The sequence below is a fragment of the Pseudomonas sp. fls2-241-R2A-110 genome (assembly GCF_030209165.1).
Classification (GTDB): Bacteria; Pseudomonadota; Gammaproteobacteria; order Pseudomonadales; family Pseudomonadaceae; genus Aquipseudomonas.
The window spans coordinates 197,097-221,853 of record NZ_JARVSN010000017.1; the positions used below are offsets into that span (position 1 = coordinate 197,097).

The following is a 24,757-nucleotide window of genomic DNA, read 5'->3' on the forward strand; positions in this document are numbered from 1 at the left end:
GCAATCAAGATTGCCCGCGCAGCGTTTCAGTCATTCATGCTTTGAAAATGCGCCAGCATTCGCTGCGCATCCGGCACCACGCCACTGAACAATTCAAACGCTTTCACCGCCTGAAACACCGCCATGTTGCCGCCATCCAGCGTTCGGCAACCCAAGGCGCGGGCGTTGCGCAGCAGTTCGGTTTCCAGCGGGAAGTAAACGATTTCCGCCACCCACAACGCAGATCGGAGCAACTCCACCGGCACCGGCATGCCCGGCAATTTTTTCATGCCCATGGGCGTGGTGTTCACTAAGCCGTCTGCCTGGGCCAGTGTGCTCGGCAGATCATGGCCAGCCACCGCACGGCCCGCGCCGAAATGTTGATTGAGATTGTCCGCCAGAGCCTGCGCACGGCTGATCTCGACATCGAAAATACTCAGAAGCTGTACGCCTTCGCTCAATAGCGCGTGGGCCACGGCTGCGCCTGCGCCACCGGCACCCATTTGAACTACACGCTCACGGGCAACGTCCTTCAAGCCACGGCGAAAACCTTCGGCAAAGCCCAGGCAATCGGTGTTGTGCCCGATACGTTTGCCGTCTTTGAACACCACCGTGTTGACCGCGCCGATGCCACGGGCTTCCGGCGATAACTCGTCGAGCAGCGGGATGATCGCCTGCTTGCACGGGAAGGTAATGTTCAGGCCGGTGAAGTTCATGCGTTCGGCGGCCGTCAACAAGTCGGGCAGGGCACTGCTGTCGAGCTTTAAATAGTCCAGATCGATCAGGCGATATACGTAGCGCATGCCTTGCGCATCGCCTTCAAATTCGTGCAGCGCAGGGGTGCGCGAGGCCTGAATACCGGCGCCGATCAGGCCGGCCAATACCACGGTGTTTTGTGTCATGGCGCTCACCCTTTCAAGCGTTGGCTGAAATAATCCAGCGCCAGGCGATAACCGTGGCTGCCGAAACCGGCCATCACCGCAGTGGCAATGGCGGAGACGAAGGAGTGGTGCCGGAAGGGTTCGCGGGCGTGAACGTTGGACAAGTGGACTTCGATCACCGGCAGTTCACTGGCGATCAATGCATCGCGGATCGCGACCGAGGTATGAGTCCAGGCCGCCGGATTGATGACGATCCCGGCGCAGCGACCGCGAGCGCCGTGAATCCAGTCAAGCAATTCGCCTTCATGGTTGGTCTGGCGAAACTCCACCGCCAGGCCGAATTCTTTGGCAGAACGGGCGCACAAGGCGGAGATATCGGCCAGGGTTTCATGGCCGTAGGTGGCCGGTTCGCGGGTGCCAAGCAGGTTCAGATTCGGGCCGTTGAGCACCAGAACGAGAGGGGACATCGGGGTCTCTCCACTTATTATTTTTGGAATCGGCTGTGGTCTCAGCCTGTGGAGATAAATTGTACTAGCTGGTTAATTTGGTCAATTGAACAGACGTTTCCTGGGGCGTTTGTGTGCGGTGATCGGACAGTTTCGATGCTTATCGAGGCAGATGCTCCACCAGGAAATCGATAAAGGCCCGCAACTTCAGGGGCACATGACGGCTTTGCGGGTAGAGCAGAGTGAACGGTCGCGAACGCCCACCGTAAGGCTTGAGCACTTCCACCAGGGAGCCATCGGCCAGTTCGTTCTCGACGATAAACCGATAGGTCTGAAACAGACCGGCCCCGTGTTTGGCCAAGGTCACGCCACCGAGCACGTCATCAGAACAACTGAGGCTGCCCTCGGCGAGAATCTCCCGCTGGACGCCGTTATCCGTGAACAACCAGGCAATGCGCCGACCGCTGCTGGGCAACTCGTACTGAATGCATTCGTGTTGTGCCAGGTCGTCCAGGGTTTGCGGGATGCCGACGTGCTTCAGGTAATCGGGACTGGCAATCATCACCAGTTCGGCGTCTTCGAGGTGCCGGGCAATCAGGCCGGAATCCGGAATCGCGCGCACGCGAATGGCCATGTCATAGCCTTCACCGACGAAGTCGATATTGCGATTACTGATGTGCGACTCGACTTTCACGTCTGGAAAGCGCGCCCGAAACGCCGGTAATAACGGCAAAATTCGATGGTGCGCATACGTTGTGGGAATACTGATGCGCAGCGTGCCGGCCGGTTGCTGTTGCTGGCCCATGACTTCGCGCTGAGCCTCGACCAGTTGCGCCAGTGCCTGACGGCATTCCTCGTAATAACGACGACCACTGTCGGTCAACTTGACGCTACGGGTGGTACGCGCAAACAGGCGCACACCGAGGCGTTCTTCCATGCGCGACACCGAGCGGCTCACCGCCGCAGGCGTTACGCCTGCCACCAGTGCGGCGGCAGTAAAGCTGCCGGCCTCGGCGGCCAGGCAAAACAGTTCGATGCTGCCCAGCTGAAGATCGTCGAAGAGTCGCTGCATGATTTATTACACCGGGGATCGAATAAGGAGCTGGATTTCGCCACTGTAGATGAAATCGACTCTGCGGTGCTTTACTTGCCCGGCATCTTCTTCGATTACCAGACAGGAGCAGCATCATGCCTTTCGTCAGCGTGCGTATTACCCGTGATGGCGTCACCCGAGAGCAGAAAGCCCAGGTCATTGCCGAAATCACCGACACCTTGCAACGAGTCCTCGGCAAGGACCCAAAACTGACCCACATCGTGATTGAAGAAGTCGACACCGATAACTGGGGTTATGCCGGTATGACCACCACCGAATATCGAAAAAATCAGCCGGGATGATTTTTTGAGCCGAAAAGACAGCCGTCTACGTGACGGCTTTTTTGTGAGCGCGAGGAAAGGATTGCTTACGATTCAGCGCAGCTATTCACCGGTCCAAGGCATGTCTTGGCGCTAGGCTCAGAGGTGTAAAGGCGATTTGGCGTAGAGCCAATGGTCAGATTTTCCATGGAATGTCGGGTCTTTGGACTCATTAACCTAACAGATGGGTTAGCATGCGAGTATTCAGCTACAAAGGATTTTCAATGGCGATCATGTTGCGCGATGAACACTGCCCGCCGCACGCGCATGTGGACGCCGGCAGCTGGAGTGCACGCTTTAAATTCTGCTTTTGGCACAACAGTGTCGAGCTGTGGGATGTGGTCCCTCATTCAAAACGGCCACCTGTGGCAGTCCTGGAAGGATTGCGTCACGCGCTCGGACAACCCGCTCACTTGCGACGCGCCCGGGCCATCTGGTGGGACAAGCTGCACACGGTCTGTCTTGATCATCAGATATGGGATTGGCAGACCAGCGAAGTCGTGGTGATGAAAAGGATTGCGAGTACGACCTGGATGATTGGTTCGGCTTGCTATGAACCCGAGACGAACAAGACCCTGCTGGCGGTGATCGGCAGTGCGGAGAGTGTGGAGATCCAACTATGAAGACGATACAGGCAGGAATGCTGGCCGATCGGCCCGTAACCGAGAAAGTGCTGGATGAAGCCATTCAACGCGGACAAGTTCGCCAGAAAAACGGATTACATGCAATTTCGGTGAAGTTTGTGGAACCTTGTCTGGCGGTCAGTTTCATGGATGGCAGTGGCGTGCTGCTGCCCGTGCAGCACTATCCGGAATTCGATGATTTTGACATCAAGGATTTCGCGAACCTGGAAGTCGGCTTTTCCGGAACTGCCCTGTGCCATGAAGGTAAGGATCTACATGTGTCCATCTCGGGGATGATTTCGGCGAGCAAACCGTTGATGGACATGGCTACCTCGGTCATCGCCTCGCGCAATGGACGTCAGAGCAGCGCTGCCAAAGCCGAGGCCGCGCGGGCTAATGGCCGTAAAGGCGGGCGTCCGCGCAAGGCTGATGTCACCGATTGAGCACGCACAAAAAAGCCGTCGTGATGACGGCTGATTTGAATGCGCAGCAACGACTCAACGGCGCGTCAACAACACTCCGGATTCCATGTGATGCGTCCATGGAAACTGGTCGAACATCGCGCACTGGGTGATGCGATGGGTGTCGTGCAACTGGGCGATGTTGGCCGCCAGGGTTTCCGGGTTGCAGGAGATGTAGAGGATGTTGTCGAAGCGCCGGGTCAGCTCGCAAGTGTCCGGGTCCATGCCGGCGCGGGGCGGGTCGACGAAGACGCTGCCGAACTCATAGCTCTTGAGGTCGACGCCTTGCAGGCGACGGAATGGGCGAACTTCGTTCAGCGCTTCGGTCAGTTCTTCGGCAGACAAGCGCACCAGCGTGACGTTATCCACAGCGTTTTCGCTGAGGTTGCTCAGCGCTGCGTTGACCGACGTCTTGCTGATTTCAGTGGCCAACACTTTACGTACGCGGGTCGCGAGCGGCAGGGTGAAGTTGCCGTTGCCGCAATACAGCTCCAGCAGATCATCGGAACGATCACCGAGGGCCTCGTAAGCCCAGTTGAGCATCTTCTGGTTCACGGTGCCGTTGGGCTGGGTAAACGCGCCTTCCGGTTGACGGTAGCTGAACGTGCGACCGCCGACTTCCAGTTGCTCGACCACATAGTCGTGGCCGATCACTTCGCGCTTGCCCTTGGAGCGGCCGATCACGCTGACGTTCAGCTCGGCAGCCAGTTTCGACGCCGCCGCGTGCCAATGTTCATCCAGCGGACGGTGATAGCACAGCGTGATCATTGCATCGCCGGCCAGGGTGGTCAGGAACTCCACCTGAAACAACTTGTGGCTCAGCGCCGCACTGGCTTTCCACGCAGCCTTGAGCTGCGGCATCAATTGATTGATACGCAGGCTGGCGATCGGGAACTCTTCGATCAGGATCGGCGTGCGTTTGTCTTCCTGGGAAAACATTGCGTAGTGACGCTCGCCGCCTTCGCGCCACAAGCGGAATTCGGCACGCAGGCGGAAGTTCTGCAGCGGTGAGTCGAACACAGTCGGCTCGGGTGCATCGAACGGGGCCAGCAGGTCACGCAAGCGCGTGACCTTTTCTTCAAGCTGAACGGCGTAGGCCTGGGAATCAAAAGTCATGCGTTGAACCAACCCAACTTGATCACGAACAGAATCGACAGAATCACCAGCGCCGGGTTCAGCTCACGGCCGCGACCGGACAGCAGTTTGATTGCCGTCCAGGAGATGAAACCGAAGGCGATGCCGTTGGCGATGGAATAAGTGAATGGCATGGCCAGGGCGGTGACCACGACCGGTGCGGCAACGGTGATGTCGTCCCAGTCTATTTCGGCCAGCCCGGATGTCATCAATACCGCGACGAACAGCAGCGCAGGCGCGGTAGCAAACGGCGGAACGCTGGCGGCCAGTGGCGAGAAGAACAACGCCAGCAGGAACAGGATCGCCACGACCACGGCGGTCAGGCCGGTGCGGCCACCGGCACTCACGCCGGCGGCGGATTCGATGTAGCTGGTGGTGGTCGAAGTACCCAGCAAGGAGCCGGCCATGGCGGCGGTGCTGTCGGCGATCAGGGCGCGGCCCATTTTCGGCATGTGGCCGTCCTTGCCCATCAGGCCGGCGCGCTTGGCGACGCCGATCAGGGTGCCGGAGTTGTCGAACAGGTCGACAAACAGGAAGGCAAAAATCACGCTGACCAGACCGATGTCCAGTGCACCTTTGATGTCCAGTTGCAGGAAGGTCGGAGCCAGCGAAGGTGGCATCGACATCACGCCGCCGAACGGGGTAAAGCCCAAGGCGATGGAAGCGATGGTCACCACCAGGATGCCGATCAGCACCGCGCCGCGCACGGCGAGCGCTTCCAGTGCAACGATCAGGGCAAAGCCGAGGGTGGCGAGGATCGGTGCCGGTTGCTTCAAGTCACCGAGGCCAACCATGGTAGCCGGGTTGCTGACCACGATACCGGCGTTGTGCAGGGCGATCAGTGCCAGGAACAGGCCGATACCGGCGGCAATCGCCGAGCGCAGAGGCAGGGGGATGCTGTTGATGATCCATTCACGGATGCGGAAGATCGACAGCAGGAAGAAGCACACGGCGGAGATGAACACTGCCCCCAGCGCCACTTGCCACGTGTGCCCCATGTGCAGGACCACGGTGTAGGTAAAGAATGCGTTCAAGCCCATGCCCGGCGCGAGGGCGATCGGGTAGTTAGCGATCAGGCCCATCACCGTGGAGCCGATTGCCGCCGCCAGACAGGTCGCGACAAACACCGCACCCTTGTCCATGCCGGTCTCGCCGAGGATGCTCGGGTTGACGAACAGAATGTAGGCCATGGCCAGGAAGGTCGTGACGCCCGCAAGAATCTCGGTGCGCACGTTGGTGTTGTGTGCCTTGAGTTGAAACAGCCTTTCCAGCATGTCTGCTCCCCGTGGCGCGCAGTGCGCCGTGAATGTATCGACCTCAACAGCAAAGCACAGACCGCTGATCGCGCCTGGTAATTTTCTGTGGGCCGGAAAAAGCCGCGCATCATACCAGCAGCGTGGGGTAATGGCTGCGATCGTCGGCGATGTTTTGCGGTTCGCTGAACTGAGCCATACTGCGCGCCTGTTTTGGGGGAGTGGTCATGGTGGGCATCAAGCGCAATATCGTTCGGGCGTCGGGGCTGTTTTTCGCATTGCTGGCCAGTGTGCCCGCCGTCATGGCGGAGTCGGCACCACCGTTGAGCAACGTCCAGGTGCTCAAGGTCCAGTCGGCGGCGTGCGGGATTGAAAACATCTCGGCGGGGCAGGAGCGCACGACCTGCGATCACGGCGGCGCGAATATCAAGGTCTACGTGCTGGAGATGGGCTACGGCCGAGCGCCGACCGTGCAACTCGACGGTTTCAACCTCGATGGCATGCAAACCAAGGTCTGCGCCTACGATAACGGCAACCCGACCGAATGCACCGGTACCTCGATGAAGATTGTTGGCACGCTATACATCTTTGACCTGGGCGGCAAACAGGAAGGGACCTTCAGCTTCAGTAACCGCTCGATCAACGCGCCGGGCAATACTGTTTCGACGCAGCTTTACATCAAGTAACGCCTGCGCTCGAACAAGGGTCAGGAAAGCTGACTACGCTTTAAAGATCACCCAGTGGACTGTGCCCATGACCTTTAGAGCTCTGATTACCCTCGCCGAGGGCATCGATGATTTGCAAACCGTGACCCTGATCGATGTACTGCGCCGCGCCAAGGTTGAAGTGGTGGTCGCAAGTATCGAGGGACGGCGCATGCTTACCTGCGCCCGCGGCACTCGCTTGACCGCCGATGCCATGCTGGTGGATTTGCTGGCCCAGCCGTTTGACCTGATTGCTCTGCCTGGCGGTGAGGTGGGCTCGCAGCACCTCGCCGCGCATCAACCCCTGCAACAACTGATCAAGGACCAGGCCGCCGCCGGACGGCTGTTCGCGGGCATCGCCGAATCTCCGGCGTCGGCGCTGCAAGCCTTTGGGGTTTTGCGTCAGCGGCGCATGACTTGCCTTCCATCGGCCAGCCACCAACTGTCGGGCTGCACCTTTGTTGACCAACCCGTGGTGGTGGACGGCAACTGCGTTACCGCACAGGGATCGGGTGGGGCAATGGAGTTTGCGTTGACGCTGGTCGAGCAACTCTGTGGTAAAGCCACGCGAACGGCGGTGGCGGGAGAGTTGAAGGCTTGACGAATTTCAGGCGTGGGCAGCAATAGGTTCGATAGCCGGTTGCTCACGATGCTCAGCTTGCCAAAGATCGTAGTCGGTCTGTACACCGAGCCACATCCGGGCTTTACCAATCCCGGCCCGCTCCAGGCGTACCGCCAGGTCAGGGCTGATTGGCGCGTGACCATGCAGGACTCGCGAAAGATGCGGGCGTGCAAATCCAAGGTGGCGAGCCAACTCAGCGACACTGATGCCAAGCTCGGGCAAAACATCCGTCAACAGTGTTTCGCCAGGGTGTGGCGGGTTGTGCAAGGGCATATCCTGCCTCCTGTCAGTGATAGTCCAGATAGTCGACCAGTTCGATATCCGAGCCGATAAAACGAAAAATAACCCGCCAGTTTCCTGAAACACTCAGCGACCAATAGTCGGCCAACTCACCCTTGAGTGGGTGCAATCGCCATCCCGGCAGGTTGAGGTCGCCTGGCAGTACCGCCCGGTCCATGAACTGAAGCATTCGAGACAGGCGCTTCGCATGGTCTGCGCGGATCCCACGAGTCGAACCTGTTTCATAGAAGCCACGCAGGCCTTTGTGTTGAAAGGATCTGATCATGGGACGAGTGTAAGGCGATACATTACACCTTGTGCGCTATCTATGTATTGCACGTGGTCGGCAAATGTATGCGTTGTCCTTTATTTCAGCCTTTTTTCACGCCCATCAATTCCCTTGAACGCTCATCCCACCCCGAAGTCGTACCCCTTAAGACGGCGGTTTACCAAGCGCCGCGAACGTACGACCAACCGTGAGGTGTTTATGAGCGCGACCACTCCCGAGGCGGCGCAGCCGACCTTTGCACGTCATCCGTTACGCCTGACCCTGAACGGTCAGGATCGTCAGCTTGAGGTCTTGCCCTGGACCACGTTGCTGGATTTGCTGCGCGAGCAACTGGACCTGATCGGCACCAAAAAAGGCTGCGATCACGGGCAGTGCGGTGCCTGTACGGTGTTGCTCAATGGCAAGCGGGTGAACGCCTGCCTGACGCTGGCGGTGATGTGCGACGGCAGTGAGTTGACCACCATCGAAGGGTTGGCAAGCGGTGACGAACTGCATCCGATGCAGCAAGCCTTCATCAAGCACGACGCCTTTCAATGCGGCTATTGCACGCCAGGGCAGATCTGCTCGGCGGTGGGTTTGGTCAACGAAGATCGGGCACACACACCGGACGAGATCCGCGAGCTGATGAGCGGCAACCTGTGCCGCTGCGGCGCGTACAGCAACATCCGCGATGCCATCGAAGAGGCGCTTCCAGCCTGCCGCCAGCCTGGGCAAGGAGGTGGCCGATGAATCCTTTCCAGTACAGCAAACCCGATTCGCTGCAAGACGCTGTTCATCTCGCCGGGCCGGCATCGCGTTTCATCGCCGGGGGGACGAACCTGCTGGATTTGATGAAAGAAAATGTCACCCGCCCCGAGCACCTGATCGACATCACCGGTCTGCCGTTGCGTGAGGTCACCGAAACGGCAGACGGTGGATTGTTGATCGGCGCGCTGGTCAGCAATGCCGATCTGGCGTGGCACCCGTTGATCGAGCAGCGCTACCCATTGTTATCGCAAGCCATTCTGGCCGGTGCTTCACCGCAGTTGCGCAACATGGCCAGCACCGGCGGCAATCTGCTGCAACGCACGCGCTGCTATTACTTCTACGATGCCAGCGTGCCGTGCAACAAACGCGAACCCGGGAGCGGCTGCCCGGCGCGTGAGGGGCTGAATCGCATCCACGCGATCCTCGGCGCCAGCGCCCAGTGTGTGGCCACTCATCCGTCCGACATGTGCGTCGCCTTGGCCGCGCTGGAAGCTGTGGTCCACGTGCAAGGTCGCGACGGTGCGCGGACCATTGAGTTCGCTGATTTTCACCGGCTGCCGGGGGAGACACCCGAACGTGACAACCAATTGGACGACGATGAACTGATCACTGCCGTTGAATTGCCAGCCGCCGGTTTCGCCAACCACAGCCATTACCTGAAGGTTCGGGATCGCGCTTCGTATGCCTTTGCGCTGGTCTCGGTCGCGGCGGCGCTCGACATGAACGGGCCAGTCATTCGTCAGGCGCGGCTGGTGCTCGGTGGTGTGGCGCACAAACCCTGGCGTGATCAGGGCGTTGAAGAATGGCTGGTGGGCAAAGCGCCGAGCCGTGAAACCTTCAGCGCTGCCGCCGATGCGCTTTTGCAGGACGCGAAACCACTCGAACACAACGCCTTTAAAGTTAAATTGGCGCACCGGGCCATTGTCCGCGCCCTTGGCGACGCAGCGCAGGGAGGGCAAACCCGATGAATACGATTACCAAACCCATGGGGCAACCACTGGACCGGGTCGATGGTCTGCTCAAAGTCACTGGTCAGGCGCGCTATGCCGCAGAGTTTCCCGAGGACGGCTTGCTGCACGGCAGCGTTGTTTCAAGCAGCATCGCCAGCGGGCGTGTGGTCAGTATTGACGCATCCAGAGCGCTGGCGCTGCCCGGCGTCATAGCGGTGATTGACCATACAAATCGACCGAAAATCGCCAGTTACGACGATGACTACGAAGACGCCGACTCGGCCGAAGGTTCGCCGTTTCGTCCGTTTTACAACGACCGTGTTCTGTACAGCGGTCAACCGCTGGCGCTGGTGGTCGCGGACAACCTTGAGCTGGCGCGCCATGCCGGCTCATTGATCAAAATTGAATACGCCACCGACAGCCATCAGACCGATCTGTTTAGCCTGCAGGACGAGGCGCATCCGGCGCCCGCCGAACTGCCCAAGCCTCGTGGGAATTTTCAGGCCGAATTCGCTGGCGCGGCCATCAGCCTGGACCTGAACTACAGCACGCCGATCGAACACCACAATCCCATGGAGCCGCACGCCAGCACGGTGCTGTATCAGGCCGACGGCAGCTTGCACATCCATGACAAGAACCAGGGGCCGCAGAACTGTCAGTCCTATGTGCAAAAGGTCTTCGGACTTGAGAAAGAGCAGGTCAGAATTTTCGCGGCCTTTGTCGGCGGCGCATTCGGGTCCGGTTTGCGTCCGCAATATCAGCTGCCACTGGCGGTGATGGCGGCGTTGCACCTCAAGCGTTCGGTGCGCGTGACGCTGACACGTCAGCAGATGTTCACCTTTGGCTATCGGCCCCGCACCTTGCAGCGCCTGCAATTGGGCGCGGCGGCCAATGGTCGCTTGCTCGCGGTCGCGCACACGGCCATTGGCCAGACTTCGCGGTTCGAAGATTTCACCGAGCACGTCGTGGAATGGAGCGGCATGCTCTATCACTGCGACAACGTTCAACTGACCTACAAACTGGTGCCGCTGGACGTGTTCACGCCGTTGGACATGCGAGCACCGGGCGCGGCGCTGGGATTGATCGGCCTGGAGTGCGCGATGGATGAACTGGCCTGCGCGCTGGCGATTGATCCGGTGCAACTGCGCCTGAGCAACTTTTCCGAGCGCAATCAGAACGAAGACAAACCGTACTCCAGCAAAGAACTGCGTGAATGCTACGCCCAGGGCGCCCAACGTTTTGGTTGGGATCAACGCAACCCCGAACCGCGCAGCATGCGCCGGGACCGGCAATTGGTCGGTTGGGGCATGGCTGGCGGTGTCTGGGAGGCAATGCAGCAGAAAGCCAGCGCCAAGGCTTGCCTTGATCAGCACGGCAAACTGACGGTCAGCAGCGCGACGACGGACATCGGCACCGGAACCTACACGGTGATGACGCAAATCGCCGCGCAGTCGGCAGGCGTTGCGCTCAAGGACGTCACGTTTGTCCTTGGCGACTCTTCCTTGCCCACCGCGCCGTTGCAGGGCGGATCGTTCACCGTTTCGTCGGTCGGCACTGCGGTGCAACAAGCCTGTGAAGCCCTGCAGGAAAAACTGCTCGCCGTGGCACGGCAAACGTCTCCTGCATTCAGTGGCGTGACCTCGCAGCAAGCGGTGTTCGAAGACGGGCAGCTGTCGTACGGTGAGGCACGTATAAAGCTGTCCGATCTGGTCCGCGACAGTGGCGAAGACACCCTCGAGGTTCAGGTCGACGCTGCGCCGGACAAGAAGCGCGATGCCTACGCTACCGCCACCCATTCAGCGGTGTTCGTCGAAGTCTTGGTGGATGAGGATTTGGGCTCAGTGAAGGTGAGCCGGGTGGTCAGCGCTATCGCCGCCGGCCGGGTGATCAACCCGAAAATGGCCCGCAGCCAGATTCTCGGTGGCGTGGTCTGGGGCATCGGCATGGCGCTGCACGAGGAAACGCAAACCGATCATGCGCTGGGGCGTCACATGAACCACAGCCTGGCCGAATACCACATCCCGGTAAACGCCGATATCGGCGACATTGATGTGCTGTTCGTCGAAGAACAGGACGAGATCGTCAATGCCTTGGGTTCCAAGGGCGTGGGGGAAATCGGTATCGTCGGAGTCGCGGCGGCGGTGGCCAATGCCATCTACCACGCCACGGGCAAGCGGGTGCGGGACTTCCCCATCACCCTCGACAAGCTTCTCTAGACTTTGGCTTCTTCGACCGGCATATGCATGCGGTCGCGATTGGCCAAAGTCGGGAACAGTTTGATCCATGCCCCGGTTACCAGCAGTGTGCCGATGCCGCCCATCACCACCGCCGGCACAGTGCCGAACCAGTGGGCGGTGAGGCCGGATTCGAATTCGCCCAACTGGTTCGAAGCGCCGATGAACAGACCGTTCACGGCGCTGACCCGTCCGCGCATCTCATCCGGGGTTTCCAGTTGCACGAACGAGGCGCGGATCACCATGCTGATCATGTCCGCCGCGCCCAGTACGACCAATACGGCAAGGGAAAACCAGAACGAGGTGGAGAGGCCGAACGCAATGGTCGCAACGCCGAACACACCGACGGCGGTGAACATCACCCGCCCGACGTTGCGCTCCACGGCAAATCGCGCCAGGAACAGCGACATCAGCAACGCACCGACGGCCGGCGCCGAGCGCAGCAGTCCCAGGCCCCACGGCCCGGTCAACAGAATGTCTTTGGCAAACACCGGCAGCAGCGCCGTCGCGCCACCGAGCAATACCGCAAACAGATCCAGGGAAATGGCCCCGAGAATGTCTGGGCGACTGCGAATGAAACGGATACCGGCCAGCAGCGAATCCAGGGTTGCCTTGCCCTTGTTCAGTGGCGTTTGCCGGGCGGGCAGGTTGAGCATCAGCAGGCAGGCAATGATGTACAGGATCACCGTCGGACCGTAGACCCAGACGCTGCCAAACGCATAGAGCAAACCGCCCAGGGCCGGAGCAACGATGGTTGCTGATTGTTGCGCCGACTGTGCGGCGGCAACGGCGCGAGGGAACAGCGCGCTGGGTACGATGCTCGGCAGCAAGGCCTGGGTGGTCGGCATCTCGAAGGAGCGCGCGGCACCGAGCAGGAACGCGAGGATGAAGATCATTTCCCGTGTGACATGGTCGGTCGCACTGCCGATGGCCAGCGACAGGGCGATCAATGCTTGCAGGGACTGACAGATTGCCGCGACCTTGCGCCGGTCATAGCGGTCCGCGACATGCCCGGTGTGCAACATGAACAGCACCCGAGGGGCGAACTCCACCAACCCCACTAAACCCAGGTCCAACACGTTGCCCGTCAGCTGATACAGGTTCCAGCCGATGGCCACGGTCAGCATCTGAAAGCCGCTGGCGGTAAACACCCGAGCCAGCCAGAACGCGATAAAGGGGCGATGGTGACGTAACAGCAAAGGCGCTTGGCTGGGCATCTGAAGGCAGGTCTTGGGCGAGGGAAGGCTCGAGATTATCACCAAGCTGTAACCAGAAGTTGCAGGTCTGGAAAATTTAGTTAGCTAAACACCGATCTCCAAATCACCGAAATCCCCTTATGGGAGCGAGCCTGTTCGCGATGGCGCCGGCACATCCAGCATGAAGGTGACAGGCAGATCGCATTCGCGAGCAAGCGAGCTCCCACAAGGGATGTGTTGCGACTGATTGCCAAAGCGATGAGGCAACCTGTCACGCGGCAAAAGACCACACCGTCCATCGTCAAAAATGGGACTACTCTTTTAACCATTGCTTGATCCAGATCAAGACCTTTCATGGAATTGATCCGGCGGCCACATGGCCAGACTCCCTACGTTGTGATGTTTGTAAAAAAAGAACGAATTGAAATTCGCCACACTCCATATCCGTGGGGGCAGTGGGTGCAGGCCGCAAGCCTTCAGCCGGTATTACTGACAGAGGAAGACTTATGTTCGGTTTGGAGGCGCTTGATCTCGCCCGGATGCAGTTTGCGTTCACCATCTCATTCCACATCCTGTTCCCGGCCATCACCATCGGCCTGGCGAGTTACCTTGCGGTGCTCGAAGGGTTGTGGCTGAAAACGCATAACGACACCTACCGAGATCTGTACCATTTCTGGTCGAAGATTTTTGCCGTCAACTTCGGCATGGGGGTGGTGTCCGGTTTGGTCATGGCCTATCAGTTCGGCACCAACTGGAGCCGCTTCTCGGACTTTGCCGGTTCAGTAACCGGGCCGCTATTGACCTATGAAGTGCTGACCGCATTCTTCCTGGAAGCCGGTTTCCTCGGCGTGATGCTGTTCGGCTGGAACAAGGTCGGGCGCAATCTGCACTTCTTCTCCACGGTCATGGTCGCCATCGGCACGCTCATTTCGACCTTCTGGATTCTCGCCTCCAACAGCTGGATGCAGACGCCGCAGGGTTATGAAATCGTCAATGGCCAAGTCATTCCGGTGGACTGGCTGGCGGTGATCTTCAACCCATCGTTCCCGTACCGCTTGATGCACATGGCGACGGCCGCGTTTGTGGCGACGGCATTCTTCGTCGGATCCTCCGCAGCCTGGCACTTGCTGCGCGGCAAGGACAATCCGGCCATCCGCACCATGCTCTCGATGGCCATGTGGATGGCGTTGATCGTGGCGCCGATTCAGGCGGTCATCGGTGACTTCCACGGGTTGAACACCCTTGAGCATCAACCGGCAAAAATCGCCGCGATCGAAGGTCACTGGGAAAACGTGGGCGATGAACCAACTCCGCTGATCCTGTTCGGCTGGCCGGACATGAAAGCCGAAAAGACCAAATTCGCGGTGGAAATCCCCTACCTCGGCAGCCTGATCCTGACCCACTCCCTGGACAAACAGGTCCCGGCGCTCAAAGAGTTCCCGCCCGAAGACCGGCCTAACTCGACCATTGTTTTCTGGTCGTTCCGAGTCATGGTCGGCCTGGGTTTCCTGATGATTTTCACCGGATTGTGGAGCCTGTGGCTGCGCAAACGCGACAAGCTGTACACCTCGCGACCGTTCCTGTACCTGGCGTTGTGGATGGGGCCGTCCGGCCTGATCGCGATCCTGGCGGGCTGGTTTACCACTGAAATCGGCCGTCAACCGTGGGTGGTGTACGGGCTGATGCGCACGGCGGATGCCTCCTCCAACCACAGTTTCATGCAGATGAGCATCACGTTGATCATGTTCGTGGTGGTGTATTTCGCGCTGTTCGGTGCCGGTCTGGGCTACATGATGCGCCTGGTGCGCAAAGGGCCGAAAATCGACGAGGGCAAGGAAACCAACGAAGGTGGCCCTGGCCAGAAACGCACGCCGGCCCGTCCGCTGTCCGCCGCTGATGACACTGGCGATGACAACCACAGCCCCAGCCTGACCAAGGAGATTTGAGTCATGGGTATTGATCTTCCGCTGATCTGGGCCGTGATCATCATCTTCGGCATCATGATGTACGTGGTCATGGACGGTTTTGATCTGGGAATCGGGATTCTTTTCCCGTTCATCCCCGGCAAGACTGACCGTGACGTGATGATGAACACCGTCGCCCCGGTCTGGGACGGCAACGAAACCTGGCTGGTACTGGGCGGCGCGGCGTTGTTCGGCGCGTTCCCTCTGGCCTATTCGGTAGTGCTCTCGGCCTTGTACCTGCCGCTGATTTTCATGCTGATCGGGCTGATTTTTCGCGGCGTGGCGTTCGAGTTCCGCTTCAAGGCCAAGGACGCCAAGCGACACTTGTGGGACAAGGCGTTCATCGGTGGTTCGGTTGCCGCGACGTTCTTTCAGGGCGTGGCATTGGGCGCGTTCATCGATGGATTGCCGGTGGTAAATCGGCAGTTTGCCGGTGGTTCACTCGACTGGCTGACGCCGTTCACCCTGTTCTGCGGTGTGGCGTTGGTGGTGGCGTATGCGCTGCTCGGTTGCACCTGGCTGATCATGAAAACCGAAGGCAAGTTGCAGCAACAGATGCATGATCTGGCGCGGCCATTGGCGTTCGTGGTGTTGGCGGTGATTGGCATCGTCAGCATCTGGACCCCGCTGGCCCACGCCGAGATTGCGGCTCGCTGGTTCACCTTGCCGAACCTGTTCTGGTTCCTGCCGGTGCCGATCCTGGTGTTGGTGACCATGTATGGTCTGATCCGCGCGGTGGCCCGAAATGCGCACTACACGCCGTTCCTGCTGACGCTGGTGCTGATCTTCCTCGGTTACAGCGGCCTGGGCATCAGCCTGTGGCCGAACATAGTACCGCCGTCGATCTCGATCTGGGACGCCGCCGCACCGCCGCAGAGTCAGGGTTTCATGCTGGTCGGCACACTGTTCATCATCCCGTTCATCCTGGGTTATACCTTCTGGAGCTACTACGTGTTCCGCGGCAAGGTTACCCATGAAGATGGTTATCACTAGAGCACACGACAATGGCGCAGGGTCAATGACTGCGCCGTTTCAGAGGAGGTTACGATGATGGCTGGCAAACATTCCCTGCAGGAAATCAAAGCGGCGGAGAGCAAACCGCTGTGGCAGCGTCTCGGCTGGCTGGCACTGATCTGGGTCGGTAGTGTCGGGGCTCTGTTTATCGTAGCGAGCCTGATGCGCATGTTCATGAACGCTGCCGGTCTGACCACGCACTGAATTCGCAAAATCCCATCCCGTCGCCTCGCGGCACGGATTTATCAACCCTCCAGAACGGAGGGTTTTTTTTGCCTGCGATTATTTGCGAGCTTTGAGAATCACGAACTTGGGCGTGGCCGCCACTTGTTCAACACCACGGAACAACCGCGCCAGCTTGCTGTGATAACCCAGATGACGATTGCCGACGATGTACAGCGCACCGCCTACCACCAGGGCTTCGCGTGCCTGCTGAAACATCCGCCAAGCGAGAAAATCGCCGACGACCTGTTGTTGATGAAAAGGCGGGTTGCACAGCACCACGTCCAGCGATTGCGGTTCTTGCCCGGCCAGGCCATCGCCGGCACGCACGATCACATCGCGATCACCCAGTGCCGCGCGCCAGTTCTCGGTTGCCGACTGCACCGCCATGAACGACTCGTCCACCAATGTGTAATGGGCTTCAGGGTTTTGCAGGGCGCTGGCGATTGCCAACACGCCGTTACCGCAACCGAGGTCGGCAACCCGCGCTGTGCCGAGGTTCTTTGGCAAGTGCGGCAGAAATGCCCGTGTGCCAATGTCGAGCCCTTCGCGGCAGAACACGTTGGCGTGGTTCAGCAGTTCGATTGCCGGAATGTCGAGTTGATAGCGTGAAGGGTAGGGAGACACGACTGGGTTTTTGGCTTCAGGCGTTGAGATCAGCAACCGCGCTTTCTTTACTGCCAGCGACGCCTGCACTGGGCCGATGTAACGTTCCAGCAGATCGCCTGCAGCGCGGGGGAGGTGCTTGACCATCGCTGCCGCAATCACCTGAGCGCCTGGTGCCAGCTGGCCTTGCAAGCGAATCAGTTGTTCTTCCAGCAGCGCCAGGGTTTTTGGCACCCGGATCAATACACGGTCAAACGGGCCGGTGAACGGCTCATTCGCCGGAACAACCGGCACCGCGTCAAATGCCTGGCCGTTGCGGATCAGGTTCTTTTCCAGTCCCTGAAAGGCCAGAAACGAATCGCCGCTGCTGGTCACCTGAACCTTGCCCGCAAGGCTGGCGGCAATCGCGCCAAAGCTGTCGTTCAGCACCAGCACCCGGGTCTGAACTGCCGGTTGCTGCTCGGCCAAATGAGTGAGCAGGTATTCGTCCGCCGCATCGAAAGCTTGCAGCGGTTCGTTCTGCTGTTCTGGCTGGCGGATCAAATCGAGTTGGGCGAAGGGCGTATCGAGCAGGGGCATGAGGCAGGGGGCTCTGGGTAGTCAACGGGTAGTATCCCGCTGCTTGAGGCGCCTAGCGGGCGGGGCCGTCCGAGTGCACTGCGTCGTGAAGTTTCGCACGCCATCACTCTGGAGGAACCGCAAATGGTACGTTTTTTTCTTTCGCAATACCCGCAGGTTTTTCAGCCTCGGATATTTGCACGCACTGCTCAGATCATGCAGGCCCTGGCCGCCGCTATGACTGCCGCGATCTTGTTGTTGACCCCCAGCTTCTGGATAGCACTGTGCACATGGAAGTTTATGGTGCGTTCAGTGACGCTGAGAATCACGGCAGCTTCACCGGCCGTCTTGCCATCTGCCGACAGTCTCAGGACCTCAATTTCCCGTATCGACAGTCGAGGCTTGCACGAATGAGGAACGGGCTCAGGCAAATTTTGAGCGACCAGCCCATGCAGGTGGTGGCTGATAAACAGCGCGTATCCAAGGTTTTCGTACAATTCATAAGGCGTGATGGGATGACTGCTTCCGGCCACACTCAACATGCTATGAAGACCTTTGTCATCGTGCAGCGAGTGCGACCAGCCGTGTTCCAGGCCTTGTTCTTTTTGCGCTTGCCACAGGTTTTGGCTATTCGAGTAGAGCTTTTCGTCCCAGACTATGGGGAAGGTAGATTGATTGCAATGTGCTAGCACTGGATCTACTTCGCTAAATTGGCCCTCTTCATATTTGGCAATCCAGTCGCTTGGGTAGTTGTTGAGACTCAATCTCTTGAAGTGCGGACCTCGTGGGTGTGATGTAATTGAAAAGGCACAGAAATTAAAGCCAAGGTTTTGAACCAGACCGAGTGACGTTGCGTATGCAGACTCAACATCCCTGGCATTGGATATCTGTCTTAATTGTGACTCCTTCCACCTTTCCATAGCGGTAACTCCATAGGTGAATCTTGGGGGGTGCAGATTGGATCCGAAATCCAGCACGAGGCGAAGTGTAGGACTATTCCCACACATATGCTGCATTTTTTTTGCTCTTGAAAAAGTCTAAAACTTTATATCTGGTTCTTAACTGGTAAATAAACTTTATAGGATTTGTACAATAATATAATTAGAAAAATGGTGATGTACGATCTGGTTAAAAGGGGTAGGGAAGATCTATTTTTAGATACGTGAATGCAGGCGAAATAATGGCGCTTTCTAAAGACACTACAAATAACCGGTGTTTACATCGCCTGCTTTGCGGGACACTGGGTATCTGTTGAAGGGAGCGCCTCATGACCGCCAGTGCAGAAAAATTCACTCGCCAGACCCTGACCGACGTTCAGCCATTGACCCCCAACCTGTTCACCTTGCGGGTCACCAGGGATCCCGGGTTTCGATTTCGGGCGGGGCAATTCGCTCGATTGGGTGTGTCCCGGGCCGACGGCAGCACGGTATGGCGCGCCTATTCAATGGTTTCGTCACCCTTTGACGAGTTTCTTGAATTCTTCTCTATTGTCGTGCCAGGTGGGGAGTTCACCAGCGAACTGAGTCGCCTGGAGGTTGGCGATACGCTGCTGGTGGACCGTCAGGCCTTTGGTTACCTGACACTGGACCGCTTCATCGATGGCCGGGATCTGTGGTTGCTGTCCACCGGCACAGGCGTAGCGCCGTTCCTGTCGATCCTGCAGGACTTCGAGGTGTGGGAGAAGTTTGAGCGAATCATCCTTGTCTACAGTGTGCGCGAAGCCCGTGAACTGGCGTATCAGGACCTGATCGCAGGGTTGGCGCAGCGCGATTATCTGACTGAGTATGCCCATAAGCTGCAGTTTATCGCCACGGTCACCCGCGAGCAGCACCACGGGGCATTGAACGGGCGAATCACCACGCTGATAGAAAATGGCGAGCTGGAGCGGGTGGCCGGTGTGGCGCTGACGCCGGAACATTCGCGGGTAATGCTTTGCGGCAATCCCCAGATGATCGATGACACGCGCAAGTTGCTCAAGCAGCGAGACATGCACTTGAGCCTCAGCCGTCGTCCAGGCCAGGTGGCGGTGGAGAATTTCTGGTAAAAAAACGGCGCCTGCAAGGCGCCGTTTCTTGTTGCAATCTGCTATCAGGGCCGATTGTTCTGGGCCTTGAGCAGGTCGCGGATTTCGCTCAATAGCTCTTCCTCCTTGGTCGGAACCGGCGGCAGGGTCGGCGCGACAGCCTCCTCGCGTTTCAGGCGGTTGATCGCTTTGACACCCATGAAGATCGCGAAAGCGACAATGACGAAGTCGATCATGCTCTGGATGAATTTGCCGTACGCCAGCACCACTGCCGGGACATTGCCGTTGGCAGCCTTGAGCGTAATGGCCAGGTCACTGAAGTCCACCCCGCCGATCAACAAGCCAATGGGCGGCATCACCACATCGCCGACAAACGACGAAACGATCTTGCCGAACGCCGCGCCAATGATGATACCGACAGCCATGTCGACCACGTTCCCTTTGACCGCGAAGGCCTTGAACTCACTTATCACGCCCATAGGTTATTTCCTTGTTACAGATGAGGTTGGTGAACGCAGTGTAAATCAGCGAGGCGCATTCTGCTTGAAACACCCGGTTTTGTTGCCTGCCCGCGATTGACCCGGCCCATGGAAAAAAGTTTACGAAACGTCATCATTGCTGCAAAAAACGGCGGGCTCTGTGAACCCGTTTTTTTGCTATCGATGGGTTGTTTATTTCTTTTGCGTTATTAGTCTTGCTGTCACTAACTGCTGATAAGAGGGGGGGTGAGAATGCGCTTTTAGCAGTGAGCCAAAGCGTGACTGAGAATAGATGTCAGTGGTTATTCATGGTTGAGGTCTGTCGCTTGAAAGTCGGTATTGAAAAATTAAGTTTAACAACGAAGTTGTACATCTGAGTTTGAGTTATTAAGGGTGTGTACAGTTTTTGTAGCGATATATTGAATGTGGTGTCATTTATTGTTAGACGCAGTTGTACAGGTCTTTACCCTCTGCACTATGACTAGTGTGTTACCGCCTTGGAAAGTTACTGCGCAGGGAATACTGGGTAACTTCGCTGCGCATTCATCTCAGCTGAGCTATCATCGCGTTTTTTGTCGGGAGTTCAGATGGCCAAGGCCAAGCGCATGTACGGCTGCACCGAGTGCGGCTCAACCTTCCCCAAGTGGGCCGGCCAGTGCGGCGAGTGCGGGGCCTGGAACACCCTGACGGAAACCATGGTGGAAAGCGGTGGCGCCGCAGCCCCGAGCGGTCGTACCGGCTGGACCGGTCAACAGGCGCAGATCAAGACCCTGGCCGAAGTCAGCGTCGAAGAAATCCCGCGTTTTTCCACCGCGTCCAGTGAACTGGATCGGGTATTGGGCGGTGGTCTGGTCGATGGTTCGGTGGTGCTGATTGGCGGCGACCCCGGCATCGGCAAATCGACCATCCTGCTGCAAACCTTGTGCAACCTCGCCAAAGTCATGCCGGCGCTGTACGTCACCGGCGAAGAATCCCAGCAGCAAGTGGCCATGCGCGCCCGTCGCCTGGGCTTGCCTCAGGATCAACTGCGGGTCATGACCGAAACCTGCATCGAAACCATCATCGCCACCGCCCGGGTCGAGAAGCCGAAGGTGATGGTGATCGACTCGATCCAGACGATTTTCACCGAGCAGTTACAGTCGGCTCCGGGCGGCGTGTCGCAGGTGCGGGAAAGCGCTGCATTGTTGGTGAGGTACGCCAAGCAGAGTGGCACGGCGATTTTCCTGGTTGGCCACGTAACTAAAGAAGGCGCATTGGCCGGGCCGCGCGTGCTGGAGCATATGGTCGATACGGTGTTGTATTTCGAAGGCGAGTCCGACGGGCGTTTGCGCCTGCTGCGCGCGGTGAAAAACCGTTTTGGTGCCGTCAACGAGTTGGGTGTGTTCGGCATGACCGACAAAGGCCTGAAAGAAGTGTCCAATCCGTCTGCTATTTTCCTCACCCGCGCTCAGGAAGAAGTGCCGGGCAGCGTGGTCATGGCGACGTGGGAAGGGACGCGGCCGATGTTGGTGGAAGTCCAGGCGCTGGTGGATGACAGCCACCTGGCGAACCCGCGTCGGGTAACGCTGGGGCTGGATCAGAATCGCCTGGCGATGTTGCTGGCAGTGTTGCACCGTCATGGCGGCATTCCGACCCACGATCAGGACGTGTTTCTCAACGTGGTCGGTGGTGTGAAGGTGTTGGAGACCGCATCCGACCTGGCGTTGATGGCCGCAGTCATGTCCAGTTTGCGCAACCGGCCGCTGCCCCATGATTTGTTGGTGTTTGGCGAAGTCGGCTTGTCCGGGGAAGTTCGACCGGTGCCAAGTGGTCAGGAACGCTTGAAAGAAGCGGCCAAGCACGGGTTCAAGCGCGCCATTGTGCCCAAGGGCAATGCGCCGAAAGAAGCGCCGCCGGGTCTGCAGATTATTGCCGTGACTCGCCTGGAACAGGCCCTTGACGCGCTTTTCGAATAATCTAACCCCCCTATGGGAGCGAGCTTGCTCGCGATGACGGACGATCAGTCAACATCATCGTTGAGTGCTAAACCGCTATCGCGAGCAAGCTCGCTCCCACATTTGAATAATGCTTGTCTTTAGGTTTCGATCAGGGCGCCCAATTCGCGCTCCAGCTCCTCAGGGTCGCCCAGGTTGAACTCGATCAATCGCCGCAGGCGCTCGATAGACTCCAGGCTGATGTGCTTGCAGACGAAGCCGAGTTGCCCATGATCATCGTGGGTCAGTAGCACATCCATCTTGATCGCGACTTCAGGCGTCAGATGTATATCGACGCAAAAGTGATGTTCCCGATTGCCCAGCCATGGCTCGGGCTTCTTGACCAACAGCCCCTTGAGCGACAGATCAATTAGCTTCACCTGCCAGATGTATTTGTCCTGGCGCAGTTCGGTTCGGGCATCGAACTCAATACGTTTGAAGCGGCGGCGATCGGTAGGGTGCTCGCTCATGGCGCAATCCTCTGGATGTGCGCTGACTATAGACCCGCATTGATAAAGCCCGCCAGCACACGCATGCCGCTAGACCAATGTCGGGGTATGGCCTTTGCCGTCAGGAGAGCTAAACTCGGGGTGGCTGTCTTTCTTGTCCACCCTGGCTGGAATATAAAATGAAAAATAATAATAGCCTGCTACGCCATTTACCCTGGCTTCTGCTGGCAATCGTGGGAGCGTGCGCCCTAGGTGTCGTGGCATTGCGCCGAGGCGAGGCGATCAACGCCTTGTGGATCGTGGTCGCTGCCGTGGCCATTTATCTGGTTGCATACCGCTATTACAGTCTGTTCATCGCTACCAATGTGATGCAACTCGACCCGCGACGGGCGACCCCCGCCGTGCTCAACAATGATGGTCTGGACTATGTACCGACCAACAAACACATCCTTTTCGGTCACCACTTCGCTGCCATTGCCGGCGCCGGCCCGCTGGTGGGTCCGGTATTGGCTGCACAGATGGGCTATTTGCCTGGCACGCTATGGCTGATTGCCGGCGTAGTGCTGGCCGGTGCGGTTCAGGACTTCATGGTCCTGTTCATGTCCACCCGCCGCAACGGCCGCTCCCTGGGCGATATGGTCCGTGAAGAAATGGGCCGCATCCCCGGGACCATCGCGCTGTTTGGCTGCTTCCTGATCATGATCATCATCCTCGCGGTGCTGGCGCTGATCGTGGTCAAGGCCCTGGCCGAAAGCCCATGGGGCATTTTCACGGTGATGGCGACCATCCCGATTGCGATGTTCATGGGCATCTACATGCGCTACATCCGCCCGGGTCGCATCGGTGAAATCTCCGTGGTCGGCGTGCTGTTGCTGCTGGGTTCGATCTGGCTGGGCGGGCAAATCGCTGCCGATCCGTTCTGGGCCAAGGCCTTCAGCTTCACCGGGATTCAGATCACCTGGATGCTGGTCGGTTACGGTTTTGTAGCCGCCTCGTTACCGGTCTGGCTGATTCTGGCCCCGCGCGACTACCTGTCGACCTTCCTCAAAATCGGCACCATCGTGGCCTTGGCGATTGGCATCCTTGTCACCATGCCCGAGCTGAAAATGCCGGCCTTGACCCAGTTCATCGACGGCACCGGCCCGGTGTGGAAGGGCGGTTTGTTCCCGTTCCTGTTCATCACCATTGCCTGTGGCGCGGTGTCGGGTTTCCACGCGCTGATTTCTTCCGGCACGACACCGAAGCTGCTGGATAACGAAGTCAATTCCCGTTACATCGGCTACGGCGCGATGCTGATGGAATCCTTCGTCGCCATCATGGCCATGGTTGCCGCGTCGGTGATCGAGCCTGGCGTGTATTTCGCCATGAACAGCCCGGCGGCGGTCGTCGGCGGTGACGTGGTGGCTGTGGCGCAAACCGTCAGCAGTTGGGGCTTTGCGATTACCCCGGAAGCGCTGCTAGCGGTGGCCAAGGACATCGGTGAAACCACTGTCCTGGCCCGTGCCGGCGGTGCGCCGACCCTGGCGGTCGGTATCGCGCAGATCCTGCACAGTGTCTTGCCAGGTGAAAACACCATGGCATTCTGGTACCACTTCGCGATCCTGTTCGAAGCGCTGTTTATCCTGACCGCCGTGGACGCCGGCACGCGTGCCGGGCGCTTCATGCTGCAGGACTTGCTCGGCTCCTTCGTGCCGTCGCTCAAACGCACCGAATCCTGGACTGCCAACCTGATCGCCACCGCCGGTTGTGTGGCGATGTGGGGTTGGTTGCTGTACCAGGGTGTGATCGATCCATTGGGCGGCATCAACACCTTGTGGCCGCTGTTCGGTATCTCCAACCAGATGCTGGCCGGTATCGCGCTGATGTTGGCCACCGTTGTGCTGATCAAAATGAAACGCCAACGCTACGTGTGGGTGACCATGCTGCCCGCCGCGTGGCTGCTGATCTGCACCGTTACCGCCGGCTTCATCAAGCTGTTCGACGCCAACCCGGCGATCGGCTTCCTGTCACTGGCGAAAAAATACAGCGATGCGCTGGCCAACGGTCAGATCCTCGCCCCGGCCAAGGACATTACGCAGATGCAACACGTGATCTTCAACGCCTACACCAACGCCACGCTGACGGCGCTGTTCCTGTTCGTGGTCTTCAGTATCCTGTTCTATGCGCTCAAGGTCGGTATTTCCGCCTGGGGCAGCAAAGAGCGTACGGATAAAGAAGCGCCATTCCAGGCTATTCCGGACGCGTAATCGAGGATTGCA

26 protein-coding genes are annotated in these 24,757 nt (G+C 58.6%); 14 read left to right on the plus strand and 12 right to left on the minus strand.

The features are described 5' to 3' along the window. Nucleotides 1-26: 26 nt before the first annotated feature. The 3 genes from QRN31_RS13580 to QRN31_RS13590 form a co-directional block, all read right to left on the minus strand. Nucleotides 27-881 carry a shikimate dehydrogenase gene (locus QRN31_RS13580; protein ID WP_285432512.1) on the minus strand — a complete coding sequence of 285 codons (855 nt, stop codon included), beginning with the start codon at nucleotides 879-881 and terminating at the stop codon, nucleotides 27-29. Between the two features lie 5 nt (nucleotides 882-886). Then, the gene (gene aroQ / locus QRN31_RS13585) at nucleotides 887-1,327 is read right to left on the minus strand and encodes a type II 3-dehydroquinate dehydratase (RefSeq protein ID WP_285432513.1); all 441 of its coding nucleotides are present in this window, start codon (nucleotides 1,325-1,327) and stop codon (nucleotides 887-889) included. A gap of 139 nt (nucleotides 1,328-1,466) precedes the next feature. Then, entirely contained in the window at nucleotides 1,467-2,378 is a 912-nt protein-coding gene (locus QRN31_RS13590; protein ID WP_285432514.1) for a LysR family transcriptional regulator, read from the minus strand. Between the two features lie 116 nt (nucleotides 2,379-2,494). On the opposite strand from QRN31_RS13590, the gene QRN31_RS13595 reads away from it, so the two are divergent. The 3 genes from QRN31_RS13595 to QRN31_RS13605 all read left to right on the plus strand — a co-directional run bounded on the left by QRN31_RS13595 (nucleotide 2,495) and on the right by QRN31_RS13605 (nucleotide 3,785). After that, nucleotides 2,495-2,701 carry a tautomerase family protein gene (locus tag QRN31_RS13595; protein ID WP_208671354.1) on the plus strand — a complete coding sequence of 69 codons (207 nt, stop codon included), beginning with the start codon at nucleotides 2,495-2,497 and terminating at the stop codon, nucleotides 2,699-2,701. 212 nt (nucleotides 2,702-2,913) lie between these two features. Then, complete coding sequence (locus QRN31_RS13600; RefSeq protein ID WP_285432515.1) at nucleotides 2,914-3,342, plus strand: DUF4160 domain-containing protein; 429 nt, start codon at nucleotides 2,914-2,916, stop codon at nucleotides 3,340-3,342. After that, entirely contained in the window at nucleotides 3,339-3,785 is a 447-nt protein-coding gene (locus tag QRN31_RS13605) for a DUF2442 domain-containing protein (protein WP_285432516.1), read from the plus strand. The genes QRN31_RS13600 and QRN31_RS13605 overlap by 4 nt, the downstream gene beginning before the upstream one ends. A 54-nt stretch (nucleotides 3,786-3,839) precedes the next feature. On the opposite strand, the gene trmA is transcribed toward QRN31_RS13605, so the two are convergent. Together trmA and QRN31_RS13615 are read right to left on the minus strand one after the other, a co-directional pair. After that, the gene (trmA, locus tag QRN31_RS13610; protein WP_285432517.1) at nucleotides 3,840-4,919 is read right to left on the minus strand and encodes a tRNA (uridine(54)-C5)-methyltransferase TrmA; all 1,080 of its coding nucleotides are present in this window, start codon (nucleotides 4,917-4,919) and stop codon (nucleotides 3,840-3,842) included. Further along, nucleotides 4,916-6,211 (minus strand): NCS2 family permease, encoded by a 1,296-nt coding sequence (locus tag QRN31_RS13615; protein ID WP_222588552.1) that lies wholly within the window; start codon nucleotides 6,209-6,211, stop codon nucleotides 4,916-4,918. The genes trmA and QRN31_RS13615 overlap by 4 nt, the downstream gene beginning before the upstream one ends. A gap of 206 nt (nucleotides 6,212-6,417) precedes the next feature. Between QRN31_RS13615 and QRN31_RS13620 the strand changes: the two genes are divergently transcribed. Then, nucleotides 6,418-6,876 carry a DUF4879 domain-containing protein gene (locus QRN31_RS13620; protein WP_502942481.1) on the plus strand — a complete coding sequence of 153 codons (459 nt, stop codon included), beginning with the start codon at nucleotides 6,418-6,420 and terminating at the stop codon, nucleotides 6,874-6,876. Between the two features lie 67 nt (nucleotides 6,877-6,943). Then, on the plus strand, nucleotides 6,944-7,495 hold the full coding sequence (locus QRN31_RS13625) for a DJ-1 family glyoxalase III (RefSeq protein WP_285432518.1): 552 nt from the start codon (nucleotides 6,944-6,946) through the stop codon (nucleotides 7,493-7,495). 6 nt (nucleotides 7,496-7,501) lie between these two features. On the opposite strand, the gene QRN31_RS13630 is transcribed toward QRN31_RS13625, so the two are convergent. Both QRN31_RS13630 and QRN31_RS13635 read right to left on the minus strand, forming a co-directional pair. After that, nucleotides 7,502-7,789: a HigA family addiction module antitoxin gene (locus QRN31_RS13630; protein ID WP_222588550.1), complete on the minus strand. Its 288-nt coding sequence runs from the start codon at nucleotides 7,787-7,789 to the stop codon at nucleotides 7,502-7,504. 13 nt (nucleotides 7,790-7,802) lie between these two features. After that, entirely contained in the window at nucleotides 7,803-8,081 is a 279-nt protein-coding gene (locus tag QRN31_RS13635; protein WP_285432519.1) for a type II toxin-antitoxin system RelE/ParE family toxin, read from the minus strand. A gap of 201 nt (nucleotides 8,082-8,282) precedes the next feature. Between QRN31_RS13635 and QRN31_RS13640 the strand changes: the two genes are divergently transcribed. Genes QRN31_RS13640 through QRN31_RS13650 form a run of 3 tightly spaced genes read left to right on the plus strand, consistent with a single transcriptional unit; the run spans nucleotide 8,283 to nucleotide 11,997 of the window. Beyond that, the gene (locus tag QRN31_RS13640) at nucleotides 8,283-8,813 is read left to right on the plus strand and encodes a (2Fe-2S)-binding protein (protein ID WP_285432520.1); all 531 of its coding nucleotides are present in this window, start codon (nucleotides 8,283-8,285) and stop codon (nucleotides 8,811-8,813) included. Beyond that, the gene (locus QRN31_RS13645; protein ID WP_285432521.1) at nucleotides 8,810-9,799 is read left to right on the plus strand and encodes an FAD binding domain-containing protein; all 990 of its coding nucleotides are present in this window, start codon (nucleotides 8,810-8,812) and stop codon (nucleotides 9,797-9,799) included. The genes QRN31_RS13640 and QRN31_RS13645 overlap by 4 nt, the downstream gene beginning before the upstream one ends. Then, complete coding sequence (locus tag QRN31_RS13650; RefSeq protein ID WP_259155993.1) at nucleotides 9,796-11,997, plus strand: xanthine dehydrogenase family protein molybdopterin-binding subunit; 2,202 nt, start codon at nucleotides 9,796-9,798, stop codon at nucleotides 11,995-11,997. Before QRN31_RS13645 ends, QRN31_RS13650 begins: the two co-directional genes overlap by 4 nt. On the opposite strand, the gene QRN31_RS13655 is transcribed toward QRN31_RS13650, so the two are convergent. Then, nucleotides 11,994-13,232 (minus strand): MFS transporter, encoded by a 1,239-nt coding sequence (locus QRN31_RS13655; protein ID WP_285432522.1) that lies wholly within the window; start codon nucleotides 13,230-13,232, stop codon nucleotides 11,994-11,996. The genes QRN31_RS13650 and QRN31_RS13655 overlap by 4 nt on opposite strands. A gap of 485 nt (nucleotides 13,233-13,717) precedes the next feature. Here QRN31_RS13655 and QRN31_RS13660 point away from each other — a divergent pair, with 485 nt between their 5' ends. Genes QRN31_RS13660 through QRN31_RS13670 form a run of 3 tightly spaced genes read left to right on the plus strand, consistent with a single transcriptional unit; the run spans nucleotide 13,718 to nucleotide 16,393 of the window. Then, nucleotides 13,718-15,157 (plus strand): cytochrome ubiquinol oxidase subunit I, encoded by a 1,440-nt coding sequence (locus tag QRN31_RS13660; protein ID WP_285432523.1) that lies wholly within the window; start codon nucleotides 13,718-13,720, stop codon nucleotides 15,155-15,157. Nucleotides 15,158-15,160: 3 nt separating this feature from the next. After that, complete coding sequence (cydB, locus tag QRN31_RS13665) at nucleotides 15,161-16,168, plus strand: cytochrome d ubiquinol oxidase subunit II (protein ID WP_285432524.1); 1,008 nt, start codon at nucleotides 15,161-15,163, stop codon at nucleotides 16,166-16,168. A 57-nt stretch (nucleotides 16,169-16,225) separates the two neighbouring features. Continuing rightward, nucleotides 16,226-16,393, plus strand: coding sequence for a DUF2474 domain-containing protein (locus QRN31_RS13670; protein ID WP_222590291.1), 168 nt, complete (start codon nucleotides 16,226-16,228; stop codon nucleotides 16,391-16,393). A gap of 78 nt (nucleotides 16,394-16,471) precedes the next feature. Here the strand turns inward: QRN31_RS13670 and QRN31_RS13675 are convergent, their stop codons facing one another. Together QRN31_RS13675 and QRN31_RS13680 are read right to left on the minus strand one after the other, a co-directional pair. Beyond that, nucleotides 16,472-17,596 carry a methyltransferase gene (locus QRN31_RS13675; protein WP_285432525.1) on the minus strand — a complete coding sequence of 375 codons (1,125 nt, stop codon included), beginning with the start codon at nucleotides 17,594-17,596 and terminating at the stop codon, nucleotides 16,472-16,474. A gap of 188 nt (nucleotides 17,597-17,784) precedes the next feature. Further along, nucleotides 17,785-18,495 carry a LuxR family transcriptional regulator gene (locus QRN31_RS13680; protein WP_285432526.1) on the minus strand — a complete coding sequence of 237 codons (711 nt, stop codon included), beginning with the start codon at nucleotides 18,493-18,495 and terminating at the stop codon, nucleotides 17,785-17,787. Nucleotides 18,496-18,842: 347 nt separating this feature from the next. On the opposite strand from QRN31_RS13680, the gene QRN31_RS13685 reads away from it, so the two are divergent. Then, nucleotides 18,843-19,619, plus strand: coding sequence for a ferredoxin--NADP reductase (locus tag QRN31_RS13685; protein ID WP_285432527.1), 777 nt, complete (start codon nucleotides 18,843-18,845; stop codon nucleotides 19,617-19,619). A gap of 44 nt (nucleotides 19,620-19,663) precedes the next feature. Here the strand turns inward: QRN31_RS13685 and mscL are convergent, their stop codons facing one another. Next, on the minus strand, nucleotides 19,664-20,077 hold the full coding sequence (gene mscL, locus QRN31_RS13690) for a large-conductance mechanosensitive channel protein MscL (protein WP_285432528.1): 414 nt from the start codon (nucleotides 20,075-20,077) through the stop codon (nucleotides 19,664-19,666). Nucleotides 20,078-20,664: 587 nt separating this feature from the next. Here mscL and radA point away from each other — a divergent pair. Next, on the plus strand, nucleotides 20,665-22,032 hold the full coding sequence (gene radA, locus QRN31_RS13695) for a DNA repair protein RadA (protein ID WP_010467488.1): 1,368 nt from the start codon (nucleotides 20,665-20,667) through the stop codon (nucleotides 22,030-22,032). A 119-nt stretch (nucleotides 22,033-22,151) separates the two neighbouring features. On the opposite strand, the gene QRN31_RS13700 is transcribed toward radA, so the two are convergent. Further along, on the minus strand, nucleotides 22,152-22,520 hold the full coding sequence (locus QRN31_RS13700) for a PilZ domain-containing protein (RefSeq protein WP_285432529.1): 369 nt from the start codon (nucleotides 22,518-22,520) through the stop codon (nucleotides 22,152-22,154). A gap of 158 nt (nucleotides 22,521-22,678) precedes the next feature. Here QRN31_RS13700 and QRN31_RS13705 point away from each other — a divergent pair, with 158 nt between their 5' ends. Beyond that, nucleotides 22,679-24,745, plus strand: coding sequence for a carbon starvation CstA family protein (locus QRN31_RS13705; RefSeq protein ID WP_285432530.1), 2,067 nt, complete (start codon nucleotides 22,679-22,681; stop codon nucleotides 24,743-24,745). The last annotated feature ends 12 nt before the right edge of the window (nucleotides 24,746-24,757 follow it).